Genomic DNA, 23,588 nt, shown 5'->3' on the forward strand with positions numbered 1-23,588 from the left:
TCTCCGGTATTGCGAACCCTGCTTGAATCGCCACCATCAATATTAATTAATGGAAAGGGGTAGCAGGAATGAATAATGTTAGAAATGACTGGCATCAGGCCGATATTATTGCTGCATTACGCAAGAAGGGTACAACCTTAGCGGCTGTTTCTCGTGAAGCGGGACTCAGTTCATCGACATTAGCCAATACACTCAGCAGGCCGTGGCCAAAAGGCGAATGGATTATTGCTAATTATCTCAATATTCACCCATCAGAAATCTGGCCTAGCCGTTATTTTGATATGAACGGTAATCTTGTTGAACGTAAAGTTCGCGATAGTACTGCCAAATAACTTCATACCCCAGCCGTGAGGCACAGTAACATTCAATATCATTCATTTCTCATGGCTGCATAGCTCCTAAATAACGAGCATGAATATGCAATTGCTTTATGTGCAATATATGCAAATTATGATGAAGTTTTATGGGGGTATTTAAGGGGGTATATAGTTGACTTTATAAAACTAAAATGATTGTTAATCAACTTGTTACTATATTTTAAGTACTCCTGTGATCGAATAACTGCGACTGATGGCGATCTGTACAATGTCAAATACTGAAGTGGTCAATGATACTTGCTATTGATTATCCACAGTATAGTCTTATTGGCGGGCATAATAGTCATACGCCTACATGTAACATGCTTAATAACGCCTTAATTGATTGCATAATCCAATGCAGGCCGTTGTTCATTCGCCAATCTTCCCATATTCTATTACCCTCAAATTTGATGAATTCAATCAATATGAAATGCCATTCTAAATGGTAGATTAAAGATCAATCTTGAAAGAGGTGGTCACGGGTCTAAAATTGGCTGAAAAAACAGTATGTAGATTAGTAAGCGAAGGAAAGCTTCCTGGTTTCACAAAGTCGGCGTTCATGGCGCTTTAAGAGTGAAAATCTAGAAGCGTGGATAGAAGAGAATAAGAGCAAGCAATGACATTAATAAGTCTCAAAGATTTAGAAGCACACCTTTGGCATGCGGCCCACATTATCACAGGCCCAATCGACGCTTCAGACTACAAAACTTACATTTTCCCCATCCTCTTCTTTAAGCGCATCTGTGATGTTTACGATGAAGAGTTTGCAGATGCAATGGAACAAGTTGATGATGTGGAACTTGCGAAAAGTGATATCTTCCACCGCATTCAAATTCCATTAGCTTGTCATTGGAAAGATGTATTTGCTGAAACCAAGGATATTGGCCAAGCACTGAGAGAATCATTCCGTGGTATTGAGTTAGTAAATCCAAAACTTCATGGCATCTTTGGTGATGCAAGCTGGACTAACAAAGATCGTCTTTCTGATGAGTTGCTGTCTACTCTGCTAAACCATTTCAATAAGGTAAAACTCGGTGTCTCCAACGTTAGAAATGACGATATGGGCCGAGCTTATGAATACCTTATCAAACGCTTTGCTGATAAAGCTAATAAGAAAGCGGGTGAGTTCTATACCCCACGAACCATCGTTCGCCTTATGGTTAACATTCTTGACCCACAAGCCAAGGAAAGCGTTTACGATCCGGCCTGTGGTACAGGCGGCATGCTACTGGAAACTATCCACCATGTTAAAGAAAGTGGTGGAGATCCGCGTCTTTTGAAGATCAAAGGCCAAGAGAAGAACCTGACTACTGAAGCCATCGCACGAATGAACTTGTTCCTTCACGGACAAGAGGATTTTGAAATTGTTCGTGGTGATACGCTTCGTGATCCTAAATTTCTAAGAAATGATCAATTAGAAACCTTCGATTGTGTTATCGCTAACCCACCATTTAGTTTAAAAGAATGGGGATACGATAACTGGAGTTCAGACCCTTATGGCCGCGCTAAGTATGGGTTAGCGCCGAAAACCAATGGTGATTTCGCTTGGGTTCAACACATGTTTGCATCGCTGAATAATAAAGGACGTATGGCGGTTGTACTGCCTCATGGCGTCCTTTTTCGTGGCGGTGCTGAGGGCAACATTCGTAAGAAACTTTTGCAAGAAAACCGCATAGTGGCGATTGTTGGAGTTGCATCAAACTTGTTCTACGGGACAGGTATTCCTGCTTGCATTTTGGTGTTACGTAAAGAAAGACCTAAAGCACACAACGATCATGTGATTATCATCAATGCAGAAGAAATTTATACCAAGGGGCGAGCACAAAATACACTTTCAGAGCAGCAAGCAGATGATATTCACGACATCTATCAGCAGATGCGAGTGAAAGGCCCGAAAGCGGATGATATCGAAGGTGTTGCGCGTTGGGTGTCGCACAGTGAAATTGAAGAGAACGACTTTAACTTGAATATTGCTCGTTATGTGCAAAAACCGCTCAAGGAAGAAACTATCTCAGTCGAAGAAGCGTTAAAAGACTTCCAACAAAAGCTAGCTGCGCTTGAGCAAGCAGAACAAGAGCTTGAAGCATTACTGATTAAAGAGGGCTTTTGAGCTGTGAGTACTATGAACAAAAAGAAATTAGAAGACCTACTTTGGGGAGCGGCTGAGTTCCTGCGTGGGCAAATTGATGCATCTGACTATAAACAATATATCTTCCCATTGCTGTTCTATAAGCGTCTATCTGACGTTTATCTAGAAGAATACAATGAAGCGTTGGAATTGCATGAAGGTGATGCTGAATACGCTGCTATGCCAATGTTCCACCGCTTCGATATTCCTGAAGAAGCAAGTTGGGCGAAAATCCGTAATACCAGTAAAGATATTGGAGAAGCGCTGCAAAACGCATTGCGTCTGATTGAATCTCGTAATGAGCGTTTACATGGTGTATTTGGTGACGCACAGTGGACAAACAAAGAGCGTCTACCGGATCATTTATTGTCAGATCTGATTCAGCACTTCAGCAAAATTCCACTCGGCATTAAGTCGGTGACTCAGGATGATCTAGGTGAAGCTTACGAATATTTGATTAAAAAGTTTGCGGATGATTCAGGACATACGGCTGCGGAGTTCTATACCAACCGCACTGTCGTGCATTTAATGACGCGTATCATGCAGCTTAAGCCAGGTGAAACCGCATATGACCCAACTTGTGGTACAGGTGGTATGTTGCTTAATGCGGTAATGGACTTGCGCTTGCGTGGAAAAGAGTGGCGCAGTGTGCATTTATATGGGCAGGAAGTAAACTTGCTTACCTCAGCAATTGCTCGTATGAACATGTTCTTACATGATATTGAAGAGTTTGATGTGATGCGTGGCGATACTTTGGGTGATCCCAAGTTTATTGAAAATGATCAGCTCAAACAGTTTGATGTGATTTTTGCTAATCCACCGTATTCGATTAAGAAGTGGAATCGTGAAAAATTTGCAGCAGATCCTTATGGGCGGAATATGTACGGCGTTCCACCGCAAGGTTGTGCCGATTATGGTTTTTACACTCATATCATTAAAAGCTTAAAACCAGAGACTGGCCGTGCTGCAATGCTTTGGCCCCATGGTGTTTTGTTCCGTGATTCTGAGCAAGCAATTCGTAAGCAGGTGATTGAGTCAGATATTATTGAAGCGGTAATAGGGCTTGGGCCGAACCTGTTCTACAACTCGCCAATGGAATCTTGCGTGGTGGTGCTTAATTGCAATAAACCCGCAGAGCGTAAGAATAAAATTTTGTTTATTAATGGAGTTGAACATGTCACTCGTGAACGTGCTCACAGTCGTTTATCAAATGGTGATTTAGACGTTTTGGTTGAGGCTTACTTTAAGCCGGATAACCAAAGTGATATCACAGCGTTGGTAGATTTAGATGTCATTCGGGAAAACCAGCATAACCTTTCTATTCCGCTTTATGTGAAAACAAAAAATAGCGAAGAAACACATGATATTGAACATGCGATTGAAGCATGGGAAGCGAGTCGAGTGCAGTTAAAGAAACAAGCCAATAAGCTATTTGAGAGCCTTGCTGAACTGGGCTACGGCATCGAAGTGAGCAAGGTGGAGCAGTAAATGACAACAAAACAATTACCAGATGGTTGGCAAATGGTTAAGTTTGGCGATATCGCTAGGCATATTTCCAAGCGCGTCGAACCGAGCGAAACCGAGTTAGAGATTTATGTTGGTTTGGAACATTTAGATCCCGATAGTTTAAAGATTAAGAGACATGGCGTACCTAGTGACGTTGCGGGACAGAAGCTATTGGTGAAAAAGGGCCAAATTATTTTTGGCAAGCGTCGGGCCTATCAGCGTAAGGTGGCTGTAGCTGACTGGGATTGTATTTGCTCGGCTCATGCGATGGTTCTGGAAGCTAATTCAGAGATAGTAATTCCTGAGTTTTTGCCTTTTTTCATGCAGTCTGAAGTATTTATGAGTCGTGCAGTAGCAATTTCTGAAGGTTCTCTATCTCCGACCATTAAATGGAAAACATTGTCAGAGCAACGTTTTCCATTACCTTCAAAAAAAGAGCAAGTGTCACTAGTAAGACTATTGTCTGGAATTGATGGTGTTTTGGATAAAATTGATTCCTCTATTGATAGCCAAGAAAAATTTATTGAATCAGTTATTAATGAGCTGTTGCTTTGTCCAAGAAAAATCGAGCAAGACTCAGTATCAGTTGGCCAAATGTGTCGAGAACAACGAGTTAGAGTTGGTCCTGAACAGTTTGCTAAAGAAAGTACCTATGTTGGTTTTGAGCATTTAAGTGCAAAAAACTTCTGGGAAATTAATAAGTCAGATCTAGAAGGGATTGTCAGCCAAAAGCTTAGATTTGAAAGTGGCGATATTTTGTATGGAAAAATCAGACCCTATTTGCGAAAAGCTGCGCTTACAGCATTTGAAGGTGTTTGTTCATCAGACTTGGTGGTTCTCAAACCTGAGACTTCTGAAATGGGATTGATTTTAGCTTCTCTCTTTTGTAGTGAAACTTTTGCTCGAAATGCTATGAGTTCTGCAAAGGGTACAAAGATGCCAAGAGCAGATTGGAACGTTCTTAGCCAATTAAGGATAGCAAAATTAAGTAACGATCAGATTGTTCAAATCAATTCAGTTCTGCTTGAGTGTCGAGATTCTTTTAATAACCTTAAAAACAAAAAAAGTGCATTAATAGACATAAAAATGAAATTATTAAGGGGTTAGAAAAATGTTTAACGAACAAACCGTTACAGAAAATGGAATTATTGACCGCTTAAAAACGTTAAGCGGGATGAAGTGGAACTATTGTCATGGTGAGAACTTACCTAAACAAACCCAAGATATCTTTGTTGATACTTGGCTAAAAGACGCGCTTTGTTCGTTAAATCCTGATATTCAAAAAAATCCTGACTATGCCGATGAAGTGATTTATAAGCTGCGTGGTTTAATTCTGGAAGCCAAGCATACTGGCTTAGTAAAAGCGAATGAGAACTTCCAAGAATGGTTGATGGCAGAAAAGAGCCTGCCATTTGGTGAGAACGGCGACCATATCACTATTAACCTGATTGACTTCGACACCATCGAAAATAACCATTTTGTGGTGTCACAGCAGGTTCATTACATTGCGGCCACCGAAGTGTTTTTCGATATTGTCCTATATGTCAATGGATTGCCATTGGTTGTAGGAGAAGTGAAAGCCGCGACTCGCCCAAGCGTGACTTGGCAAGATGGTGCAGCTGACTTTATGGGGGGCAGCAAACACTATTGGAAGAATGTTGAACCGTTCTTTGTTCCCAACCTGTTGTGTTTTGCTTCTGAAGGCAAAACCTTTGCCTACGGTGCAATTAATGCCCGTGCTAAAGATTGGGGCCCATGGCATAAAACTGAGCAACGTGATGAAATTTTACCAAGCTTGGCAACGGTTTTAGATAGTGCTGAAGGGCTATTAAACCCGCAAACTTTACTGCAAATGCTTGAATCATTCGCCCTGTTTTCTACTGTGAAAATGGGTAAGGATACGCCACCAAGACGGATAAAAATTTTGCCCCGCTACCCGCAGTTTGAGGCCGCAAAACAAATTGTTGAGCGTGTGAAAAAAGGCTATCCCCGAAAAGGGCTTATCTGGCACTTCCAAGGTTCGGGTAAATCTCTGCTCATGCTTTATGCCGCTCGTATGCTGCGTTCCGACAATGAACTTAAAAACCCTACCGTGTTAATTGTTGTTGACCGCCGAGATCTGGATAGTCAAATTAATGAAACCTTCGGTGGAGCAGACGTTAAAAACCTCATTAAAGTCAAAAGCTGTAAAAAGCTTGGTGAGCATATTGAACAAGATAGTCGCGGCATTTTGATTACTACCATCTTTAAATTTAAAGATGTCGAAATAGATGATAACAACCCATATGGGTTAAATAGTCGTGAAAACATCATTGTGCTGGTGGATGAGGCGCACCGTACTCAAGAAGGCTCGTTGGGGGATAAAATGCGTTGGGCACTGCCTAATGCACATTTTTATGGCTTAACGGGTACGCCAATTTCTGGTATCGACCGCAATACCTTCAAACTCTTTGGAGCAGAAGAGGATGAAGGACGATACATGAATCGCTATAGCTATAAGCAATCCATTCGTGATGGTGCAACAAATGCGGTCAAATTTGAGCCACGGCTAGCGGAGCTTCGTGTTGATCGTGCTGCCATTGATGAAGCCTTTGAGAAAATGGCTGAAGAAAATAGGTTGAATGAAGAAGAGAAAACTGCGCTTTCAAAACGCGCTGGCAGGCTTGCCATTATGCTTAAATCACCAAGACGTATGGAGGCGATTAGTGATGATATTGCCAACCATTTCAACAGCCATGTAAAACCTAAACAAATGAAAGGCATGGTGGTGGTCTATGATCGCGATGCGTGTGTACAGATGTACTACCTGTTAGGTAAAAGATTGGGTTTTGATGCTGTAGAAGTAGTGATGAACGTCGATCAAGCACCAATCAAAGAGCAAGGTGGCAGCAAAGATGGCAAACAAAATAAAGATTGGCTCAGGTGGAGCAGCGATCTTGATTTGCCAATCCAAGAAGCGGATTTTGAACGGTGGCAGGAAATCGATAATGACGAGCAAAAGCAAAAAGACCTGATTGAACGCTATAAAGACCCTAAACAACCAATACAGCTATTGATCGTTACAGCGAAGCTACTGACAGGCTTTGATGCACCGATTTGTTACTGCATGTATCTGGATAAGCCTCTGCGTGACCACACATTGTTACAGGCAATGTGTCGTACTAACCGTTTGTATGAAACGGACAACGTAAGAAAGCAAATGGGGCTTATCATTGATTATCTGGGTGTATTCGAAAACCTGCGTACTGCGTTAGCATATAATCCAGATGAAATTGACGGTGTGATTGAAGGGATTGAAGCTTTTAAAGGGCTTTTGCCATTGCAGCTAAATAAGTGTTTAAGTTTCTTTCCAAATGTAGACAGAACCCTAGAAGGGTTTGAAGGAATTATGGAAGCACAGGCGTGCTTACCTACCAACGAAAAGCGTGATGAGTTCGCAGCTGCGTTTGGTGTACTCGCTAAGCTGTGGTCTGCAATCAACCCTGATGTATTTCTAACCCCTTATCGCGCTGATTATAAGTGGCTAGTACAAATCTATGAATCGGTGCGCCCAGTAGGCCAAACCGGTGCTCTTGTATGGGCGGCTTTAGGCCCAGAAACGATCAAGATGATTCATGAACATACAGATATCAAACGTATTCGTAATGATATCGATGAATTGATCATGGACGAGCATGCCATCTTTACACTAACCGAAAAAGAGCAAGAGAAGCGTGCCGCCCAGGTTGAAATTGATCTAATGGGCCGTTTACGCAGCAGTGGTAATCCTACGTTTGTTGCTCTTGGTGAACGTCTGGAAAAACTTCGCCAAGACTATGAAGCCGGAGTCATCAAAGCTATCGATTGGTTGAAAGGACTACTTGATACAGCTAAAGATACTGTTCAAGCTGAGCGTGAAACAGGTGAGTCACCCGTTACTCAAAAAGATAATAAACAGGCTTTAACAAAACTGTTCTTAGAAACTCGCCCTGAAAGTACTCCAAAGCTCATCGGTGATGTTGTCGAGCAAATAGACAAGATTGTGCGTTCAACACGCTTTGAAGGTTGGCAAACATCCAACAGTGGTCCTAGAGAAATTCAAAAGGCGCTCTTGCTAACTTTGGCCCAGTTTGGCCTAGGAAAAGATCAAGAGCTGTTCGCGAAAGCTTATGGATATATAGAAGAGCATTATTAGGAAATAAAAAATGCTGTGGACTGACGAACATATTCAGTGGCTCCAAGATACAGGGAATACCCTGATATTAGAGTGTGGTCGTCAGGTAAAAGTTTTTCGCTTTCATCACGAAGTAAGTGACCAAGTGAAGATGACACAGTCCGCGATTGGAAAAGAGTGCGTCCACCACATCACTATCATCCAAAGGACAGGTCAAAAATCTCGCACCCAAACTCCCTGAAAATTTCAGCCTGTTTGACCGTTTGGTGAAAAAATTATACCTACATTATCATAAATATGAGTAAACAGATCCTAGCACTAATTACTTACCCAAAAGCCCCGGATGTAATGACAGCCACTGTTCCAGCAGAGATACGACCTGATTACTTTTCTCACCATATTGTGCCATTACAATGGCTCCATCAATGAGCAATGTCATTTGCCTAGCCAGATCCCATTTTTCAGATGCAGCCGGAAGGTATCCTGCAAGGATCTCCGTCATTTCTTGCTTATGGGATTGCACGGCAAGCGATATTGCTGGTAATGCCTGAGAAAATTCAACAGCTGAATTGATAAAGGCACAGCCACGAAATTCTGGGCTGATAAACCATTTTTCCAATGCAGCGGGCAGGGCTTTTATGAGTGTACCACTCACTGACATTTCAGTGGTTAATGTGGTGCTGAACCAGTTAATCCAGCGCTGATGCCGGTATTCGAGAAAAGCCATAATCAGATCATTTTTAGACGGAAAATGCCGATAGAAAGTGACCTTGGTGACACTGGCTTCTTTGATGATACGGTCTATTCCAGTTGCCCTGATGCCTTCTTGGTAAAAGAGGTCATGGGAAACTTGGAGAATGCGTTCACGTGCAGTTGAGATATTTTTTGGCATGTTGACTCCTTTCATAAAATTATCAACTAAGTAGACAGATCTGTCTACTTGTATTACGATGAAAAACGTAGACAGACTTGTCTACCTCATTAACCAGGAGCAATACTATGCAAGTTCGTGCCCCAAAACCCCCTTTCAACAAAGCAACTGCAATTGAAAAAGTTCGTTTGGCTGAAGATGCATGGAACAGCCGTGATCCACAGCGAGTGGCAGGGGTATATGCTTTGAATACTCATTGGCGCAACCGCGTTGAATGTGTTGATGGGCGTGAAGCGGTGGTGGAGTTTTTACGTCGGAAATGGTCAAAGGAATTAGAATATCGATTAATTAAAGAACTATGGGCTTATGATGGGAACCGTATTGCTGTCAGGTTTGCCTATGAGTGGAATGATGATTCAAAAAACTGGTATCGCAGCTATGGCAATGAGAATTGGGAATTTAATGAACAAGGGCTTATGATCAACAGATATGCCTGTATTAATGATATGCCTATCAGGGAAGAGGAGCGCCTTTTTTTATGGCCATTGGGACGTAGGCCTGATGATCATCCCGGGCTTTCTGAATTCGGGCTTTAATTTTCAATTAAATCTGAGCTAATTTATTTTTAAGCACCTAGTAGATAGTTAGCGATATCATAACGGCAAAATATTTATCATTTCCTTGTCAAATTCATGTTTGGCTAATATGTCTGCCTCATATTTCATGATGTTTATTGTCTGAAATTTAGAGGCTTTTTTATTAATTTGTTTTTTCTTGGTGTTTTTTGAAAGAACTTAATAAATTAAAATCAGAGATAATTAATGAAATGTTGTGGTTTAACATGGAGGAAGTTTAATAAATGGTTTGTCCTGAAGAGGAAACTTGTTGAAAACTGATCGGATAAATACTCCCTAAAAATCCGAAATGATAAAAATCAACGAGTTATTTGTATAGATGAATTTTATTTTTTTGATGATATAACTGATTTTCATTTATTATTCGAAGCCATATAACATTATTATATTAATATATGGGTAAAAATCAGAAGTGATTTCTTGTAAATTAGTTACTCTTTTATTTGGATTGTGATTTTTTGAATACACAACGTCATTATTAGGGAGTAACGATACCATTATGGCACAAAAAATAACGTCTCTACCTATTCTGAAAGCAGCTAGAACTATTCTTGAAAGTGGTGTTGATCCAGAACAGCCTTTTTTTATTTTTGATGCCGACAGTGTGCGACAAAAAGTAAAAATACTTCGTTCTTCCTGTGCTAACTTTTTCAATAACTTTGAAATTTCTTCCTCACTGAAGTTTTGTTCGCTGGGGCTTTTTTGCCGGATCATGGCAGATGAAGGCGTCAGTGCAGAAGCGTGTTCCATTGAAGAGATGTACATGAGCTCTGCGGCAGGGTTTCCACATAATCGCATCATGCTGGATGGCCCACTGAAGTTATCCAAGGAGCTGTCATATGCCGTTCAAAACAATATCCTTATTCTGGTAGACGGTGTTGAGGAATTGGAAAGGCTGGAAAAAATTGCCGCTAAACAAGGCAAACAGTGCGGCGTGGGTATTCGTCTTTCGCATATGTATCGCGAAAATAAACCGTCCCGTTTTGGGGTGACTGAAGATGAATATCTGACAAAAATCTTACCGTTATTATCTAAATCCAGCTATTTGCATCTGGCTGGCTTTCACTTACACACAGGCTCAAACCAATCTGGATCCCGTAAATTAATCGAAAATCTGAGTAACTGGCTGCCTTTTCTCATTGAAAATCTTCCGGCAGGAGGGCACCTCAGTCTTGGCTGTGATTTATCGGCAGAAGCATTCTCTGAAAGTGTAGCGATTGAAACGTTGTCGCCAGAGGTATTTTTCAGGGAACTTCATGAATTACTGGGAGATTATGTCAATGATTACCATAAGAAATGGAAACTTATTTTTGAATCAGGCCGTTACCTCAGTGAAGAAAATGGATATTTATGTGGAAAAGCCTTTGGCAGCAAGTGGCGCTATAACGCGGAAGTTATTCAGACGAATCTGGGGATGAATTGGGTTCCGTCAATACACAAATCTGCCCATTCCTTTACTGTCATTGATGCCGGCTCCTTGGCAGAGCCAAATTATGCTCAGGTTGCGGCTGGCTATAATAGCGTCGAAAATGATACTTTCCTTCCGGTGGGGCGGCATGGTTTCAGGAAAGGGTGCCATTTCCTCATCCGGGGGTGTGGCTCGTATGATCTACAAACTGGTGCAGAGTGGAGCCGTCGGAAACCCACTGTATATGCGCTACTGGATGGCAAAATTGAGCTTGCCCGAATACAGCCGCCGGAGTCTGAGCTGGTGCCTCGCGATCTGTTACACAAGAGCGATTCCATCATCGTCAGGGCTAATTTAGTTTTATCGGCGCCATCACGGAATTACGCTCGCGGTCTTTATACCATCATCAATGAAAACCGTGATTACTTTAGTGAGTTTATGGCATGGCCGCGTTTTGTAACCAGTGAGAACGATACCGCAGAATTTATGGATTCATGTCAGCTCTCGCATCAAAAAAACGTAGGAAAAACTTATATTATTTTGCACGAGAATACGCCAGTGGGTTTATTGTCATTCAATAGCATTGATAACAAAAATAAAGCCGCTTATATAGGTTACTGGCTCGATCCTAAAATGCAGGGGAAAGGTATCGTTACTGAAGCGTTGAATGCGTTGGTTAATCACTATTCTGGCGGGGAGCTAATTAAGCGATTTGTAATCACATGCAGCACACAAAATACGGCCAGTAACAATGTAGCCAAACGTTGCGGTTTTCAGCTTGAGGGTAAATTGCACGATGCTGAATTAATTAATGGTATTTTTCATCATCAGAACATATATGCCAAAATTGTCTGAAAATGTGTGAAGAGGAATTAAATTATCAGGCAGTAGAAATTATTTTTATATCGGTATTACCAGAAAAGGGATTTTAACCATAACAAACTATATAAAAATATTAATTTATAAGTCCTTAAGGTAAGGTAATGTATGCAAGAAATTTTTTGCTGGGTAAAAGAAGAATACCAAGTATCAACTGATAAATCGCTATTAAATATTACAGCCATTCATCAATTTCTGACCTATGCGTCAGGTTGGGCCGATGGAATTGATCACGAAACAGTAAAACGTTCCATTGAAAACAGCCTGACGTTTGGGTTGTATAAAGATAAAGTCCAAATCGGTTTTGCCAGATTTGTGACGGATTTCGCTACTTTTGGCTACCTGTGCGATGTTTATGTATTAGAGGAATATCAGAAACAAAAACTAGGCCGTTGGCTAATCGAATGCTGCCAAGCCCATCCTGTGATACAGCGGTTACGACGAATTATGCTTGTCACATCAACGGCACCTTGGCTATATGAAAAATTTGGTTATGCACCTGTTGGTGCTGAACATTATGTTTGGCAAATAGTTCGTCCGGATATTTATAAGCAAGGGTAAGATGGTTGTTACATGAAAAAACTCAAGGAAAGAAAACCTCTCCTTGAGTTCCTGAATTGTTGCTATCAAATTGGTTTATCTATCGAGTCATACAGCGTATCTAATTGATTGATGCGTTTATGATAACTCTGCATTAAACAAGCAGTATCGCCCTTGCATTTTTGGCGCTGCTTCAACCATGTTGTTTGGTTATCATACATTTCACCTGATACGCCCATCGCGAACAACCCTCGCAGAAAGTTATATTTCACACTCATTTCCACATCCAGATCATTCAGCTTTTGGTTTGAGCAAATCGCTTTTTCATCAGGCGCCTTGGCTTTTGCACAGTCAAAGCTGGCAGCAAAACTGAACGGAGACAGGATTAGCAACATCAACCAGAGATATTTCATTTACTTTTCCTTATGAGGCAGAACAACAGGCCCTGGCCCGGTTTGCAATTTGGGCAGCACTATTTTTTCGAATGTGAAAGATTGTGCTTTACCGGCGGCATCCAATTTGCAGGTAAACCGGATATCATGCCAATCCATGCCTGTCCGGTACATGCCTATGCCAACCAATTCAGAAGAAGATGTCAGTTTTATATCATTTGGTGATGTTTCACCAAGAAAAACTTTGTCGGCATCTTTGTGATGTTTCTTAATAACAGGTAAAGCAAAAGGGCGGCAAATAAACTCAGCGATTTTTTTGGTATCAGACCAACTTTCTATCTCTTTCAGTGCTGATTTATCTGTTACTTGTTCACTAATTTGTTTTTCCAGGTATTTTTTCTGGCTCAAGGATAATTGCGTAGATGGTGTTTGCGCTTGCGCGATAGAAGACAAGAGTAGACAGCTAGCGCCAAAATAAGTTAAGTATTTTGAATAAAACATAATGGCATACCCTCTGTTTGAGATTAAAAAAGTATGACACAGATTTTGAGAGTATGCCATTTTATGAATATATTCAGTATCAATATAAAGTTAACTTTTCTATTATTACTATTAAGAGTGAATTGTCCAATTGATAACGAGAGACAAAATTGCTGTTGAATCATCTTTCACATTATCAATATGAATGATATTAGGATATATTCTTTTTGTAATATAGGGATATATAATTGGTATTAAACGCTCATTCGCATGATCAGCCAAGCTCTTGATGCTGTAGGAATCAATTTTATTACATGATACTGCTTCCTCAATACTTTGGGTTAAAGTCCATGACAATAAAAAATATTGCCAGAGGGAATTTTCATTCATTTTATTTATTTGGTCATCGGCCATTTTATCTAAATCATCTTCATGTGAATATTCATCGTACATATCCATATCGCTCATATAGAAGAATCCTTTATTTTTATATTTACCCAAATCAATATTGGTTTCTTTTTTTCCAACAAGGAACAAAACCGCCGGGCGAGTTCCATTATTTGTCATTTCATTAACGGTTGGTACTGAAATGTCAGGTAAGCTATCAAGATAATATAGGTGGTTGACATTCGTTAATTTTTCAAACAGTTTAAACCATTCTTCTTGGTTAAATTCGCGATAAGTACACAAGCCACACACATCTAAAGTCAGAGTGTGGTTAAGCCTTATGATAATCACTTCATTGTTGTTTTTGGTAAATTGATTAATACCATCAATGATAGAATCAAGCGATTCCCCATTAGCCCCTTCCCATGCCAAAACGATTTTTGAATAGTGCCCAGTATAGAATTTATCATCTTGAATGACAGGCCTGATATCAAAATATCGTGTGCCTAATTTCAATTGTCCGAAAATATTATTTGTCTGAGTTAATGTATTGCATTCACTGGCAAAAGTGGTTATCCATGTAACACTGCTCATTCCCGCATCATGGGAACCCGGAATGCAAATCTCCTCCAGTGAGTAATCTCCCAGTATATTTCGGTGATCTTGCATCCAAGATTCAGCGTTTATACTAGGCCCTATATAATGGCCAGACTCACCAATGAAAAATAATAAACAGGTGCTTTTTAATCTTGTGGGGAGTGCTACAACCGAGCCTTTTGCTTGATTTTCTGTTTCTAAATTTTCTAGGTAAACTTCCATATCGGGTTCTTTGGAACCTTCAATTTTGCCACGAATGATGAATGTGCTGTTTTGAGAATCCATTATTTGATATTTTATTTCAAAATCATCATGTGCAACATCACTATCAGTATAAAAAGTGAGATCTAGCTCAAATACACTTTTTGATTTTATTAATTTTGACTTTTCTGGAAAGGAAATTCTTATATTTGGTAGATGCTCGCCAATCTTTTTCCAGTCATGAACGGTACTGTTCATGACAATAATATTTTTATACCAACTCAGCATAATAATACCCCTTATTATAAGATGATTTTTATTTGTAGTTTAAATAGGGTTTGTAATTTAAGTATAGCAGACGTTATCAAATCGCCAACTTGCTTTAAGGGTATTTTTACATTGAGGGAGTATTGGTTTATTAATTGGTTATTTTATTTTGCGTTAATTTATTTAATGTATTTTGGAGTGTGCGTATCTCTTTTTAACAGAGATACGCATTTATTTATTTTACATATAATTATTATACAAATGACATTGTATAATAAATCATTTTATGAGGTGGAAATTAAATATACTGCCTCATAAGGTCTGATTTCATAATCTTTATTGATGGAAAACGGATAATTACTGATTAATACTTGCCATTCTTTATCTGCCAGCGAAGATTCCGGAGACCACAATTGTGTTTCATTACTCAGATTAGCGATAACCAGCAAGGTTTGATTCTGCCAGCGGCGCAGATAACACCAGAGTGACGGGTGTTCAGGAAGCAGATCCAAATAATCGCCGTATATCAGAATAGGTTGTTGCTTTCTCAACTTAATCAGATCGCGGTAGCAATAGAAAACAGAATCTTTGTCCTGCAATACCGCTTCGGCATTGATTTCAGCGTAATTACTGCAAAGCCCAATCCACGGTGTACCCGTCGTAAAACCGGCATTCGCGGAATTGTCCCATTGCATAGGCGCTCGGCTATTATCACGGGATTTCTGAGCCAGAATTGACAGTATTTCTTCTGGCTGCATGCCCCGTTCTATGCGCTCTTGATACATGTTCAGGCTTTCGATATCCCGATAATCTTCAATATGCGTGAAATGCGGATTCGTCATGCCAAGTTCTTCGCCTTGAAAAATGTATGGCGTTCCCTGCATGCCATGCAGCACCATAGCCAGCATTTTGGCAGATATATTGCGCAGTTCATTTTCATCACCAAATCGCGAAACAATGCGGGGTTGATCATGATTACACCAGAAAAGCGCATTCCAAGCCTTTTGATGCATGCCTTGCTGCCAAGTTGAGAAAATCTTTTTCAACTCCACATAATCAGGCTTGGCGCGAGTCCATTTTTCCCCGTTCGGGTAATCAACCTTCAGGTGGTGAAAGTTAAACGTCATGGAAAGTGCCGTTCCATCCAATGCACTGTAGCGCTGACAGTGCTCAAGAACGGTGGAAGACATTTCGCCAACAGTCATCAACCCCTTGGGCTGGAAAACATCACGGCTCATCTCTTGCAGGAATTCATGTATCCGGGGGCCATCGGTATAGAATCGACGCCCATCTCCACGATCATCATTTGGATAATCTTGCTGCTTGGAGACAAGATTCACGACATCCAGCCGCAATCCATCCACGCCTTTATCGGCCCAAAATTCGCAGATTTTTTTCAATTCAGTGCGAACAGGTTCATGTTCCCAGTTCAGATCTGCCTGCTCTACAGCAAATAAGTGCAGATAATATTGTTGGCTCTCTGCATGCCATTGCCATGCATTACCGCCAAATTTAGATTTCCAGTTGTTGGGCAGGGTGCCTTCAACGCCATCTTTCCAGATATAAAACTGACGATAGGGACTGTGAATATCCTGAGCGGCCTGGAACCAGGGATGCTGGGTGGATGTATGATTAAAAACCATATCCAGAATGATGCGGATGCCGCGCTGATGGGCGTTTTGCACCAAATTATCAAAATCCGCCATGGAGCCGTAATCGGGGTTGATGGCACAGTAATCGGCGACATCATAGCCATTATCAATTTGTGGAGATGGGTAAATGGGGGTGATCCAAATAGCATCCACGCCGAGGTGCTGCAAATAATCCAGCCGTCGGGTGATCCCGTTGATATCACCTGTGCCCTTACCTGTACTGTCCTGAAAACTTTTCGGATAAATTTGGTAGATAACACTGTCCATCCACCACGGTTTTTGTTCGGTCATATTTATACCTGTTAATTTAATACGTTTGATCGGATATTTTGATTACATTAACTGGTTATTTCATAGGCCTGGGCTGCTTTGCGCTCATTTCTGCGATACGCCAGAATGGTCAGCAACATTGGAACCACGATTGCAACAAGCATTGCGACCAAATAAACCATCCAGAACTGGGGCTTAATGGAAAGGATCCCAGGAATACCGCCGACGCCAATACCATTGGCTGTCACGTGATTGAAACCACAAATTAAACCAGCCAGGCTTGCGCCTATCATCGCGCAAAACATCGGATAACGATATTTCAGATTAATACCATACATAGCAGGTTCAGTAACACCCAGATAGGCTGAGATCGCTGCCGGAACGGAAATTTCTCGTTCTTTCTGTTTCTTGCTTGCCCAGATGATTCCAGCCACAGCAGAACCTTGAGCAATGTTGGAGAGTGCAATGATCGGCCAAATTGGGGTTCCGCCGGTGCTTTGTATCATTTGCAAGTCGATTGCCAACGTGGTTTGGTGTACACCTGTAATTACCAGCGGCGCATAGAGGAAACCGAACAGCGCCGCCCCGATGGGAGCAAAACTGCCTGTCATTAATCCTTTCACCGCCCAGGCAACACCATCACCGATAGCACGGCCGGCTGGGCCTATCAGGGCGTGGGCAAGGAAAACGGCCAGTAATAAAGAAACAACGGGAACAATGACAAGATAGAGATAATCCGGGATCAACTTTTTCAGCCGAGTCTCAATCCAGCCTAATGCCAAACCTGCCAATAGGGAAGGAATCACTTGTGCCTGATAGCCGACCTTGGCAATTGTAAACCAACCGAAATCCCAAACTGTGGGAGTTTGTTGGCCCAATAGGTAAGCATTCATCAATTGTGGGGAAACCAGCGTAATCCCCAAAATAATTCCCAGAATGGGGGTGCCTCCCATTTTTTTGACCGCAGACCAGCAAATACCTACAGGGAGGTAGAAGAATATTGCTTCACCGATGAGCCAGAGAAAATCATAGATACTTTGCCAAACAGGATAGAGTTGTGAGAGCGACTTACCATCACTGAATGGGATATCGCCGATTAGGTTGCGAAAACCGAGAATCAAACCGCCGCTGATCAGTGCGGGCAGTAATGGGAAAAAGATCTCGGCAAAATGTGAAATTGCATTTTCATACCATTTCATATTTTGACGAGCGGCTTGTTTAACCTCTTCTTTATTGGCGGATTCTTGGCCTGTGGTTTCAAGAAGGGCCTTATAATAAACATCCACATTTGTCCCGATAACAATCTGAAATTGGCCGGCATTGGTGAAGCAACCCTTAACCATCGGTAATTCTTCAATGGCTTTGGCGTCGGCTTTTTCTGGGGCATTGAGAACAAATCTGAGGCGAGTAATACAATGGGTGACGGAGGCGATATTCTCTTTTCCGCCGATTAAAGTAATAAGTTTATCAATATCCTTTTGATTTATAGATTTTTTCTTCATGCCTTTTCTCCTTGGTATGGCAGGAGTGATAAATAATGGGATTTTCTATCTACAATGCGATTAACAGAATGATTATGCTCGTGATGAGATAATGAATAGACTGCAATAATGGCAAATTTATCCTAGTCAGATTTCATGCTTTTTAATATGAAAATATGTATTGTTTGAGTTTTGGATCACACTTTGAACTATCACATTGAGTTTTATTAGTTATTTATATTCATTAAATTTATTAATGGAGGGGTTTAATTAATTCCGCAACTAATATCTTGTGATTATGATTTTAGTGTGTTTATCTATATTTGTAATGTTTTACTATAAACATCAGTATGCCTTGCGTATATACCCTAAAACTGTAATTTTCGGAAAGCCGTTCCCCCGCGATACAAGGAGCTAATTAATACATCTTGAAGTACGAAAGCGTAAACGAATTAACTAAAGAGCAATATGATTTATTTATCTTTATAGATAAGAAGAAATGAGGTAAATCATGAGGAATATGACTGAAATAGAAAGAAAAATTGCTGTTGTTAATGAATTTAAAAGTCGCATTCGCCGGCGTTATTGAAAATAATGCCATTGATAAAATGCGTGATACGATGATCCGGCAAGCCGAAGAAAACTCAAAAGACACGATATATGATTTTCATAAGTTCAGCGGCGGCCGTGGTTATCCAGACTTACATGCAAATATGAGAACGATCGCGCAAGATTTAAAAATAAAGTTAGGAGTGCTCAATCAAGAAGAATCGATTTTTGAAAAAATCTTTAAGTCAAAAGAGTTTTATATTGTTCATGCCAGCGACAGAAATCTTATAAATGAAACTAAAAAATCATTAACCCTTTTATCAAGGGCTAGACTGGATAAGACAGACATTCTATTTAATAACAGAAACTCAACAAATTTGGATATAGAAAATTTAGGCAATCACTATTATGTCTATTTTTCACTTGAGGTGGGTAAAGAACTCAAGAAAAGTAAAAGTAAATTTGGTAATCATCTTTATCGCATTAGATATTCTGGAAATAAATCTTCCTTCATTCATTCTTCTATGGTGTTGTTTGATCATCTCGTTCCTTCCATGCATTTGTATAAGATTAATGGCAATAAAAGGTTGCTCGATGATATTGACATTAGTCAGGAATCAAAAGAACAACTTACGCGTAGGAAGATGCAAAGAGGAAATAGCTCTTTCTCAGGGTTTGAAAATTGCATTAATGGATTATTGTATTCTATTCTCATTGATATCCGTAATTTGGATAATGAAGATGATAGAAAAAAACTTCTTTCCACCCACAGTGATGATGGAATTAACCTCATTATCAACGGACTATATCGCCCTGAGGTTAGAGTGCCGATAGTGGCAGGATTCCTTGAAGGAGAATATGAATATATACATCCTTGTCTTTGAGATTAATTAATTTTATTAGAAGTGCATTAAATTTTTACTCCCATCTAAAATGTTTTATAGGAAAACAGCCATCAATCCTTTTATACATGGGGTGGTGGCTGTTTGAATTACATTATTTTTTACAAATCTCAAACCAGCTCGCAATTCTTACTAAAACTTAAAAATCAACTGGCGATATATGGTTTATTCATCTTGAATTTTAGGTGTGCCATATTTATCTTGTTTTCTGACAAGAAAAAAATTAATACTTTTGGGTTGTAGGGTTTCAATTGAGATGGATATGGCTATTTACCTTTTCCTTTAACGATAAAAATTAATATTAGGATATTGTGAGCCATGAATTTCAATCAATTAAAAAGTTTTGTTGAGATAGTGAAAAATAACTTCAATATTACCAATACGGCAGAAAAGCTGTATACCTCACAGCCTACAATCAGTAAACAAATTAAGTTTTTGGAAGAAGAGTTGAATGTATCTTTATTTATCAGGAAAAATAATAGCTTATTGGCGTTGAGCCCGATAGGTAAGCAGGTACACCAAATTGCCAGTAATGTTATTGCTCAGGTTGAGAAGATAAAAAACGTGGTGGCAGAAGAAGAGCAGGAGCAGGTGATTAATTTACATGTTGCGACAACACATACGCACATCCGTTATAAATTACCGCGGGTTGTGGATCAATTCAGGGAGATATATCCACATGCTTCCATACATTTTCATCAGGGAACGCCCGCACAGCTTGCGGATATGGTAAGACATGGTGATGTGGATTTTGCAATAGCCACTGAATCCATGCATTTTTATTCAGACTTGTTAACCTTGCCGTGCTATCGCTGGACGCGCAGTGTTGTTGTGCCTAAAAATCATCCTCTGACAGATTTGGAAAGCATCACCATTGAAGAATTGGCAAGTTACCCATTGATTACTTATGTGTTTGCTTTTATGGATGATTCAACGTTACACACCGTATTCTACCAAAGTGGTGTTATACCAAAAGTGGTATTGACCGCAACTGATACAGAGATTATCAAGCATTATGTTCGGCAGGGGCTTGGTGTCGGAGTGATAGCAACAGCAGCGCTGGATGAGGAAGATATGGAAAAATTGGATATTATTAATGTCGATCACTTATTTCCAGCTAGTTTCACTTATGTTTGTATGAATAAGCGTGAATATCTGAAAAATTACATGTATGACTTTATCCTGTTATATGCCCCACACTTAGATAAGAATACAATTCAACTTTGTGAACGGTGGCAGCAGGTTGATTGCAGCCAATCCGTGTTGAATAGTCTACCGCTTCTTTGATATCCGCCTGATTTTTATAATTGACCTGACTTTCTTACACAATAGAAAGAATCATAAAGAGTAACTCGGTGTCCGGTTTATATTGCCTTTGCCGGACACCGAGAATAATTACCGTGTCGCAAGATTGATAAAAATTTGAGCGCCGACCAGCAGACAATCGTCGTCAATAAAGTAAGGGTTAGCATGCAGGTAATTATCGATTCCTTTCGCTTTATTGCCACTGCCGAGGAAGAACATCAGGCCAACGCGGTCTTTGGTGGCGTTTATCATATAACTGAAATCCTCGCTTCCCGTCATTGGAGCACAATTGGACTCAATATTTTCAAGCGGCAGAAATTTAGCGGCTGCTTCCAAAATACGGTCATGTGCCAGTGGATGATTTTCTATTGCTGGATAACTGTCATAAACAATGGTCGTTTTAAAACCCCTGATTTCACTACAGGCGATGATTTCCTTAAAACTGTTTTTCAGGATTTGATCAGTTTCTTTATCCATAGCTCGAATTGTTCCCCGCGCCTGCGCATGGTCAGCCACGGCATTGGGGATCGTTCCGCCTTGAACCATGCCACAACTAAATACAGCAGGGCTGGAAGGGTCAGTTTTTTTGGCGACGATATAATCCATGTAATCGATGATGCGGCAAGTTTCACGAATGGCATCCAAGCCTTTTTGGGGAGTGGAACCATGGGCTGAAATACCATGGACATCCAGCGTCCATGTTGAACCCCATGATGTCATTATCCCTGTATTGAAACTGATGTGCCCGGTGTCTTGCGCTCCGTTATTATGCAAGGCATACACTTCATCCACACCCTCCATACAACCCAACTCAACCATCTTATCCGCTCCCGGAACGCGCATATCTTCTTCTGCCATCTGGAAGATAAAGCGCACGTTTGCACTCAGTTCATGCCGGTACAATGATAAATAATTGGCCGTGGTCAGGGCGATAGTCATATGGGTATCATGACCACAATTATGGGCACATCCTTCATGCACAGAGGTGTGCTCATCGCTGGTCATATCGGGCATGGCGAGGGCATCCATATCAGCCCGGAATGCAATCAGGGGTTTTTCTGGATCAACGAATAAATCAGCAATAAATCCGGTATAGCCTTTATAGTCCGTAATGGTATAGCCAAAACTCGTCATTAAATCACGGCAGTAACGGGACGTTTTAAATTCCTGGCCGGATAATTCGGGGATCTTATGTAAATCCTGCCGCGTTTTTTTACTGAACTCACTCAATTCAAACAATTTTTCACTGACGTTATATTGATTGTTCACTAAATTACCCCTTTTATGCTGAATCCAATTTGAGCAACGAGAGAAGCACCGAAGAAGCAGCAGGTGGAGACAACCATAAAAATGACGATGACTTTCCAGGACATTTTTTTCAATTCCTCCAACTGTCCGCCGACAGATAAACCAGCAAATGCCAGCAGAGGGACACAACAGGATAAAAACGAGACTTTACCAATGGAATGGAGAAAAAACGTTCTTATTGCTGTTTCCGGCAGGCAAATCAAAATGCCGATAATCGTGGCATAAGCAAATGCTGGCAATGATGAAGGCAAATAATGTTTTGCCACAAGAGAGAGAAATATGATGAGGGACATAGCGATAAAACTATCCCACATATGATAGATGAGAATCCCTGATGTTAGTGTTTGGGTAAACATGGCGAGTAATATCGCCATAAAAGCCAGCTTCATATCAATAACGATATTTTTCATTATGCGACAGCCTCTTTAGTGGAAATTTTGTAAATTTTTTCCGAAAGAGGCAGGCCAAGATAGGTAAGAGACAACGCCCCCAGCGCTGACGATAGCAAATTAGATGCGGCGGCGACACTCAAGACCTGTTGCGCCATGACTTCATCCAACCCGTGGATCAGTGCACCGGATGCAGCACTCAGCATGGAACCTGAACCAACACCGGAACCTGCTGCCAACGCCAGCGGGTGAAGGCCGGTCAGAGGAGCAAGGCTGCCGAGTATGCTGAACCAAACTGTGCCAATAACCGAACCACATAAATAAATTGCCAGCACGCCAATATATTCCTGTGAGCCGGTACCGAATTTTCCTTGAATGACGGCAATTGAAGGCTCACGACTGATGGAAGAACCCGCGCCGATGGCCCGGCGGCCAAAACCAAATTTAATTGCCAGAGGAATAGCGATAAATACCGTCAATAAGTTACCAATCTCCTGAATAAACAAGGGAATACCGACACTCAATATCATTTTAATATTGGGAATAATCATGCCAGCATACTGGGTTCCCAATACCAACAAGCCAATGCCGACCATTTTGCCGCAGAAATCCTCTTCTTTTTTGGTAAAGTATTTCCCCCATAATTTTAATTTGTTACGGGTCAATTCTGCCGATAAAATCATGCCAATGATCACTGCAAATAACATCGGCAATATTGGAATAATGGCACTGCCCATTTTTATTTCTTTTTTACCAATAACATATTGAGATATGAAAATTAAAAATAAAGCGGCAGCGATACTGATAAAGAAAACATTTATCTGACTTCTATTTTCTTTTACTTGACTCCCTACTTCTACTTGATTTCCCATTTTCCCCTCCGTGTTATCAGATGTGAAGTTTATTCTATTTAAGGGGATGGGATTTAG

Annotated in this window: 20 protein-coding genes; 11 read left to right on the plus strand and 9 right to left on the minus strand. The window is 40.6% G+C overall.

Annotated features, from left to right (window positions below; translation table 11 throughout):
* Positions 1-68: 68 nt before the first annotated feature.
* From FE392_RS01670 to FE392_RS01695, 6 genes are all read left to right on the plus strand, one after another.
* The gene (locus FE392_RS01670) at positions 69-332 is read left to right on the plus strand and encodes a helix-turn-helix domain-containing protein (RefSeq protein ID WP_319928497.1); all 264 of its coding nucleotides are present in this window, start codon (positions 69-71) and stop codon (positions 330-332) included.
* A 643-nt stretch (positions 333-975) separates the two neighbouring features.
* Positions 976-2,469: a type I restriction-modification system subunit M gene (locus tag FE392_RS01675; RefSeq protein ID WP_319928498.1), complete on the plus strand. Its 1,494-nt coding sequence runs from the start codon at positions 976-978 to the stop codon at positions 2,467-2,469.
* 12 nt (positions 2,470-2,481) lie between these two features.
* Entirely contained in the window at positions 2,482-3,975 is a 1,494-nt protein-coding gene (locus FE392_RS01680) for a type I restriction-modification system subunit M (RefSeq protein WP_319928499.1), read from the plus strand.
* Positions 3,976-5,100: a restriction endonuclease subunit S gene (locus tag FE392_RS01685; protein WP_319928500.1), complete on the plus strand. Its 1,125-nt coding sequence runs from the start codon at positions 3,976-3,978 to the stop codon at positions 5,098-5,100.
* Positions 5,101-5,104: 4 nt separating this feature from the next.
* Entirely contained in the window at positions 5,105-8,167 is a 3,063-nt protein-coding gene (locus FE392_RS01690) for a type I restriction endonuclease subunit R (protein WP_319928501.1), read from the plus strand.
* Between the two features lie 10 nt (positions 8,168-8,177).
* On the plus strand, positions 8,178-8,387 hold the full coding sequence (locus FE392_RS01695) for a hypothetical protein (RefSeq protein ID WP_319928502.1): 210 nt from the start codon (positions 8,178-8,180) through the stop codon (positions 8,385-8,387).
* Positions 8,388-8,468: 81 nt separating this feature from the next.
* On the opposite strand, the gene FE392_RS01700 is transcribed toward FE392_RS01695, so the two are convergent.
* A complete protein-coding gene (locus FE392_RS01700; protein WP_319928503.1) occupies positions 8,469-9,038 on the minus strand; it encodes a TetR/AcrR family transcriptional regulator in 570 nt (189 codons plus the stop codon).
* Between the two features lie 107 nt (positions 9,039-9,145).
* Between FE392_RS01700 and FE392_RS01705 the strand changes: the two genes are divergently transcribed.
* The 3 genes from FE392_RS01705 to FE392_RS01715 all read left to right on the plus strand — a co-directional run bounded on the left by FE392_RS01705 (position 9,146) and on the right by FE392_RS01715 (position 12,500).
* A complete protein-coding gene (locus tag FE392_RS01705; RefSeq protein ID WP_319928504.1) occupies positions 9,146-9,613 on the plus strand; it encodes a nuclear transport factor 2 family protein in 468 nt (155 codons plus the stop codon).
* Positions 9,614-10,151: 538 nt separating this feature from the next.
* On the plus strand, positions 10,152-11,915 hold the full coding sequence (locus FE392_RS01710) for a GNAT family N-acetyltransferase (protein WP_319928505.1): 1,764 nt from the start codon (positions 10,152-10,154) through the stop codon (positions 11,913-11,915).
* A gap of 132 nt (positions 11,916-12,047) precedes the next feature.
* Positions 12,048-12,500 carry a GNAT family N-acetyltransferase gene (locus FE392_RS01715; protein ID WP_319928506.1) on the plus strand — a complete coding sequence of 151 codons (453 nt, stop codon included), beginning with the start codon at positions 12,048-12,050 and terminating at the stop codon, positions 12,498-12,500.
* A gap of 65 nt (positions 12,501-12,565) precedes the next feature.
* Here the strand turns inward: FE392_RS01715 and FE392_RS01720 are convergent, their stop codons facing one another.
* The 5 genes from FE392_RS01720 to treB all read right to left on the minus strand — a co-directional run bounded on the left by FE392_RS01720 (position 12,566) and on the right by treB (position 18,227).
* On the minus strand, positions 12,566-12,892 hold the full coding sequence (locus FE392_RS01720; protein ID WP_319928507.1) for a lysozyme inhibitor LprI family protein: 327 nt from the start codon (positions 12,890-12,892) through the stop codon (positions 12,566-12,568).
* The gene (locus tag FE392_RS01725; RefSeq protein WP_319928508.1) at positions 12,893-13,372 is read right to left on the minus strand and encodes a hypothetical protein; all 480 of its coding nucleotides are present in this window, start codon (positions 13,370-13,372) and stop codon (positions 12,893-12,895) included.
* 111 nt (positions 13,373-13,483) lie between these two features.
* Entirely contained in the window at positions 13,484-14,824 is a 1,341-nt protein-coding gene (locus FE392_RS01730; RefSeq protein ID WP_319928509.1) for a PI-PLC domain-containing protein, read from the minus strand.
* A gap of 263 nt (positions 14,825-15,087) precedes the next feature.
* Positions 15,088-16,746, minus strand: a complete 1,659-nt coding sequence (gene treC / locus FE392_RS01735; RefSeq protein ID WP_319928510.1) for an alpha,alpha-phosphotrehalase — start codon at positions 16,744-16,746, stop codon at positions 15,088-15,090.
* A 47-nt stretch (positions 16,747-16,793) separates the two neighbouring features.
* Positions 16,794-18,227 carry a PTS trehalose transporter subunit IIBC gene (gene treB, locus FE392_RS01740; protein WP_319928511.1) on the minus strand — a complete coding sequence of 478 codons (1,434 nt, stop codon included), beginning with the start codon at positions 18,225-18,227 and terminating at the stop codon, positions 16,794-16,796.
* 533 nt (positions 18,228-18,760) lie between these two features.
* Between treB and FE392_RS01745 the strand changes: the two genes are divergently transcribed.
* Together FE392_RS01745 and FE392_RS01750 are read left to right on the plus strand one after the other, a co-directional pair.
* Positions 18,761-19,639 carry a hypothetical protein gene (locus tag FE392_RS01745; protein ID WP_319928512.1) on the plus strand — a complete coding sequence of 293 codons (879 nt, stop codon included), beginning with the start codon at positions 18,761-18,763 and terminating at the stop codon, positions 19,637-19,639.
* A gap of 336 nt (positions 19,640-19,975) precedes the next feature.
* Complete coding sequence (locus tag FE392_RS01750; protein WP_319928513.1) at positions 19,976-20,944, plus strand: LysR substrate-binding domain-containing protein; 969 nt, start codon at positions 19,976-19,978, stop codon at positions 20,942-20,944.
* Positions 20,945-21,052: 108 nt separating this feature from the next.
* Here FE392_RS01750 and FE392_RS01755 read toward each other — a convergent pair whose 3' ends face one another.
* From FE392_RS01755 to FE392_RS01765, 3 genes are read right to left on the minus strand one after another with little or no spacing between them, the layout of a single operon-like run.
* Entirely contained in the window at positions 21,053-22,231 is a 1,179-nt protein-coding gene (locus FE392_RS01755; RefSeq protein ID WP_319928514.1) for a M20 metallopeptidase family protein, read from the minus strand.
* Entirely contained in the window at positions 22,231-22,680 is a 450-nt protein-coding gene (locus FE392_RS01760) for a hypothetical protein (RefSeq protein WP_319928515.1), read from the minus strand. The genes FE392_RS01755 and FE392_RS01760 overlap by 1 nt, the downstream gene beginning before the upstream one ends.
* Positions 22,680-23,531 carry a DUF3100 domain-containing protein gene (locus tag FE392_RS01765; protein ID WP_319928516.1) on the minus strand — a complete coding sequence of 284 codons (852 nt, stop codon included), beginning with the start codon at positions 23,529-23,531 and terminating at the stop codon, positions 22,680-22,682. The genes FE392_RS01760 and FE392_RS01765 overlap by 1 nt, the downstream gene beginning before the upstream one ends.
* Between the last annotated feature and the right edge of the window lie 57 nt (positions 23,532-23,588).

Origin of the sequence: Xenorhabdus santafensis (assembly GCF_033949405.1) — a bacterium.
In the GTDB taxonomy this organism is placed as follows: Bacteria; Pseudomonadota; Gammaproteobacteria; order Enterobacterales; family Enterobacteriaceae; genus Xenorhabdus; species Xenorhabdus santafensis.

Excerpts from the sequence above, each read along its gene's own strand:
- FE392_RS01680 (WP_319928499.1), top strand. The coding sequence starts at position 2,482 with ATGAACAAAAAGAAATTAGAAGACCTACTTTGGGGAGCGGCTGAGTTC.
- FE392_RS01695 (WP_319928502.1), top strand. The coding sequence starts at position 8,178 with ATGCTGTGGACTGACGAACATATTCAGTGGCTCCAAGATACAGGGAAT.
- FE392_RS01685 (WP_319928500.1), top strand. The coding sequence starts at position 3,976 with ATGACAACAAAACAATTACCAGATGGTTGGCAAATGGTTAAGTTTGGC.
- treC (WP_319928510.1), bottom strand. The coding sequence starts at position 16,746 with ATGACCGAACAAAAACCGTGGTGGATGGACAGTGTTATCTACCAAATT.
- FE392_RS01710 (WP_319928505.1), top strand. The coding sequence starts at position 10,152 with ATGGCACAAAAAATAACGTCTCTACCTATTCTGAAAGCAGCTAGAACT.
- FE392_RS01700 (WP_319928503.1), bottom strand. The coding sequence starts at position 9,038 with ATGCCAAAAAATATCTCAACTGCACGTGAACGCATTCTCCAAGTTTCC.
- FE392_RS01765 (WP_319928516.1), bottom strand. The coding sequence starts at position 23,531 with ATGGGAAATCAAGTAGAAGTAGGGAGTCAAGTAAAAGAAAATAGAAGT.
- FE392_RS01720 (WP_319928507.1), bottom strand. The coding sequence starts at position 12,892 with ATGAAATATCTCTGGTTGATGTTGCTAATCCTGTCTCCGTTCAGTTTT.
- FE392_RS01725 (WP_319928508.1), bottom strand. The coding sequence starts at position 13,372 with ATGTTTTATTCAAAATACTTAACTTATTTTGGCGCTAGCTGTCTACTC.
- FE392_RS01675 (WP_319928498.1), top strand. The coding sequence starts at position 976 with ATGACATTAATAAGTCTCAAAGATTTAGAAGCACACCTTTGGCATGCG.
- treB (WP_319928511.1), bottom strand. The coding sequence starts at position 18,227 with ATGAAGAAAAAATCTATAAATCAAAAGGATATTGATAAACTTATTACT.
- FE392_RS01760 (WP_319928515.1), bottom strand. The coding sequence starts at position 22,680 with ATGAAAAATATCGTTATTGATATGAAGCTGGCTTTTATGGCGATATTA.
- FE392_RS01670 (WP_319928497.1), top strand. The coding sequence starts at position 69 with ATGAATAATGTTAGAAATGACTGGCATCAGGCCGATATTATTGCTGCA.
- FE392_RS01705 (WP_319928504.1), top strand. The coding sequence starts at position 9,146 with ATGCAAGTTCGTGCCCCAAAACCCCCTTTCAACAAAGCAACTGCAATT.
- FE392_RS01750 (WP_319928513.1), top strand. The coding sequence starts at position 19,976 with ATGAATTTCAATCAATTAAAAAGTTTTGTTGAGATAGTGAAAAATAAC.
- FE392_RS01745 (WP_319928512.1), top strand. The coding sequence starts at position 18,761 with ATGAATTTAAAAGTCGCATTCGCCGGCGTTATTGAAAATAATGCCATT.
- FE392_RS01715 (WP_319928506.1), top strand. The coding sequence starts at position 12,048 with ATGCAAGAAATTTTTTGCTGGGTAAAAGAAGAATACCAAGTATCAACT.
- FE392_RS01730 (WP_319928509.1), bottom strand. The coding sequence starts at position 14,824 with ATGCTGAGTTGGTATAAAAATATTATTGTCATGAACAGTACCGTTCAT.
- FE392_RS01690 (WP_319928501.1), top strand. The coding sequence starts at position 5,105 with ATGTTTAACGAACAAACCGTTACAGAAAATGGAATTATTGACCGCTTA.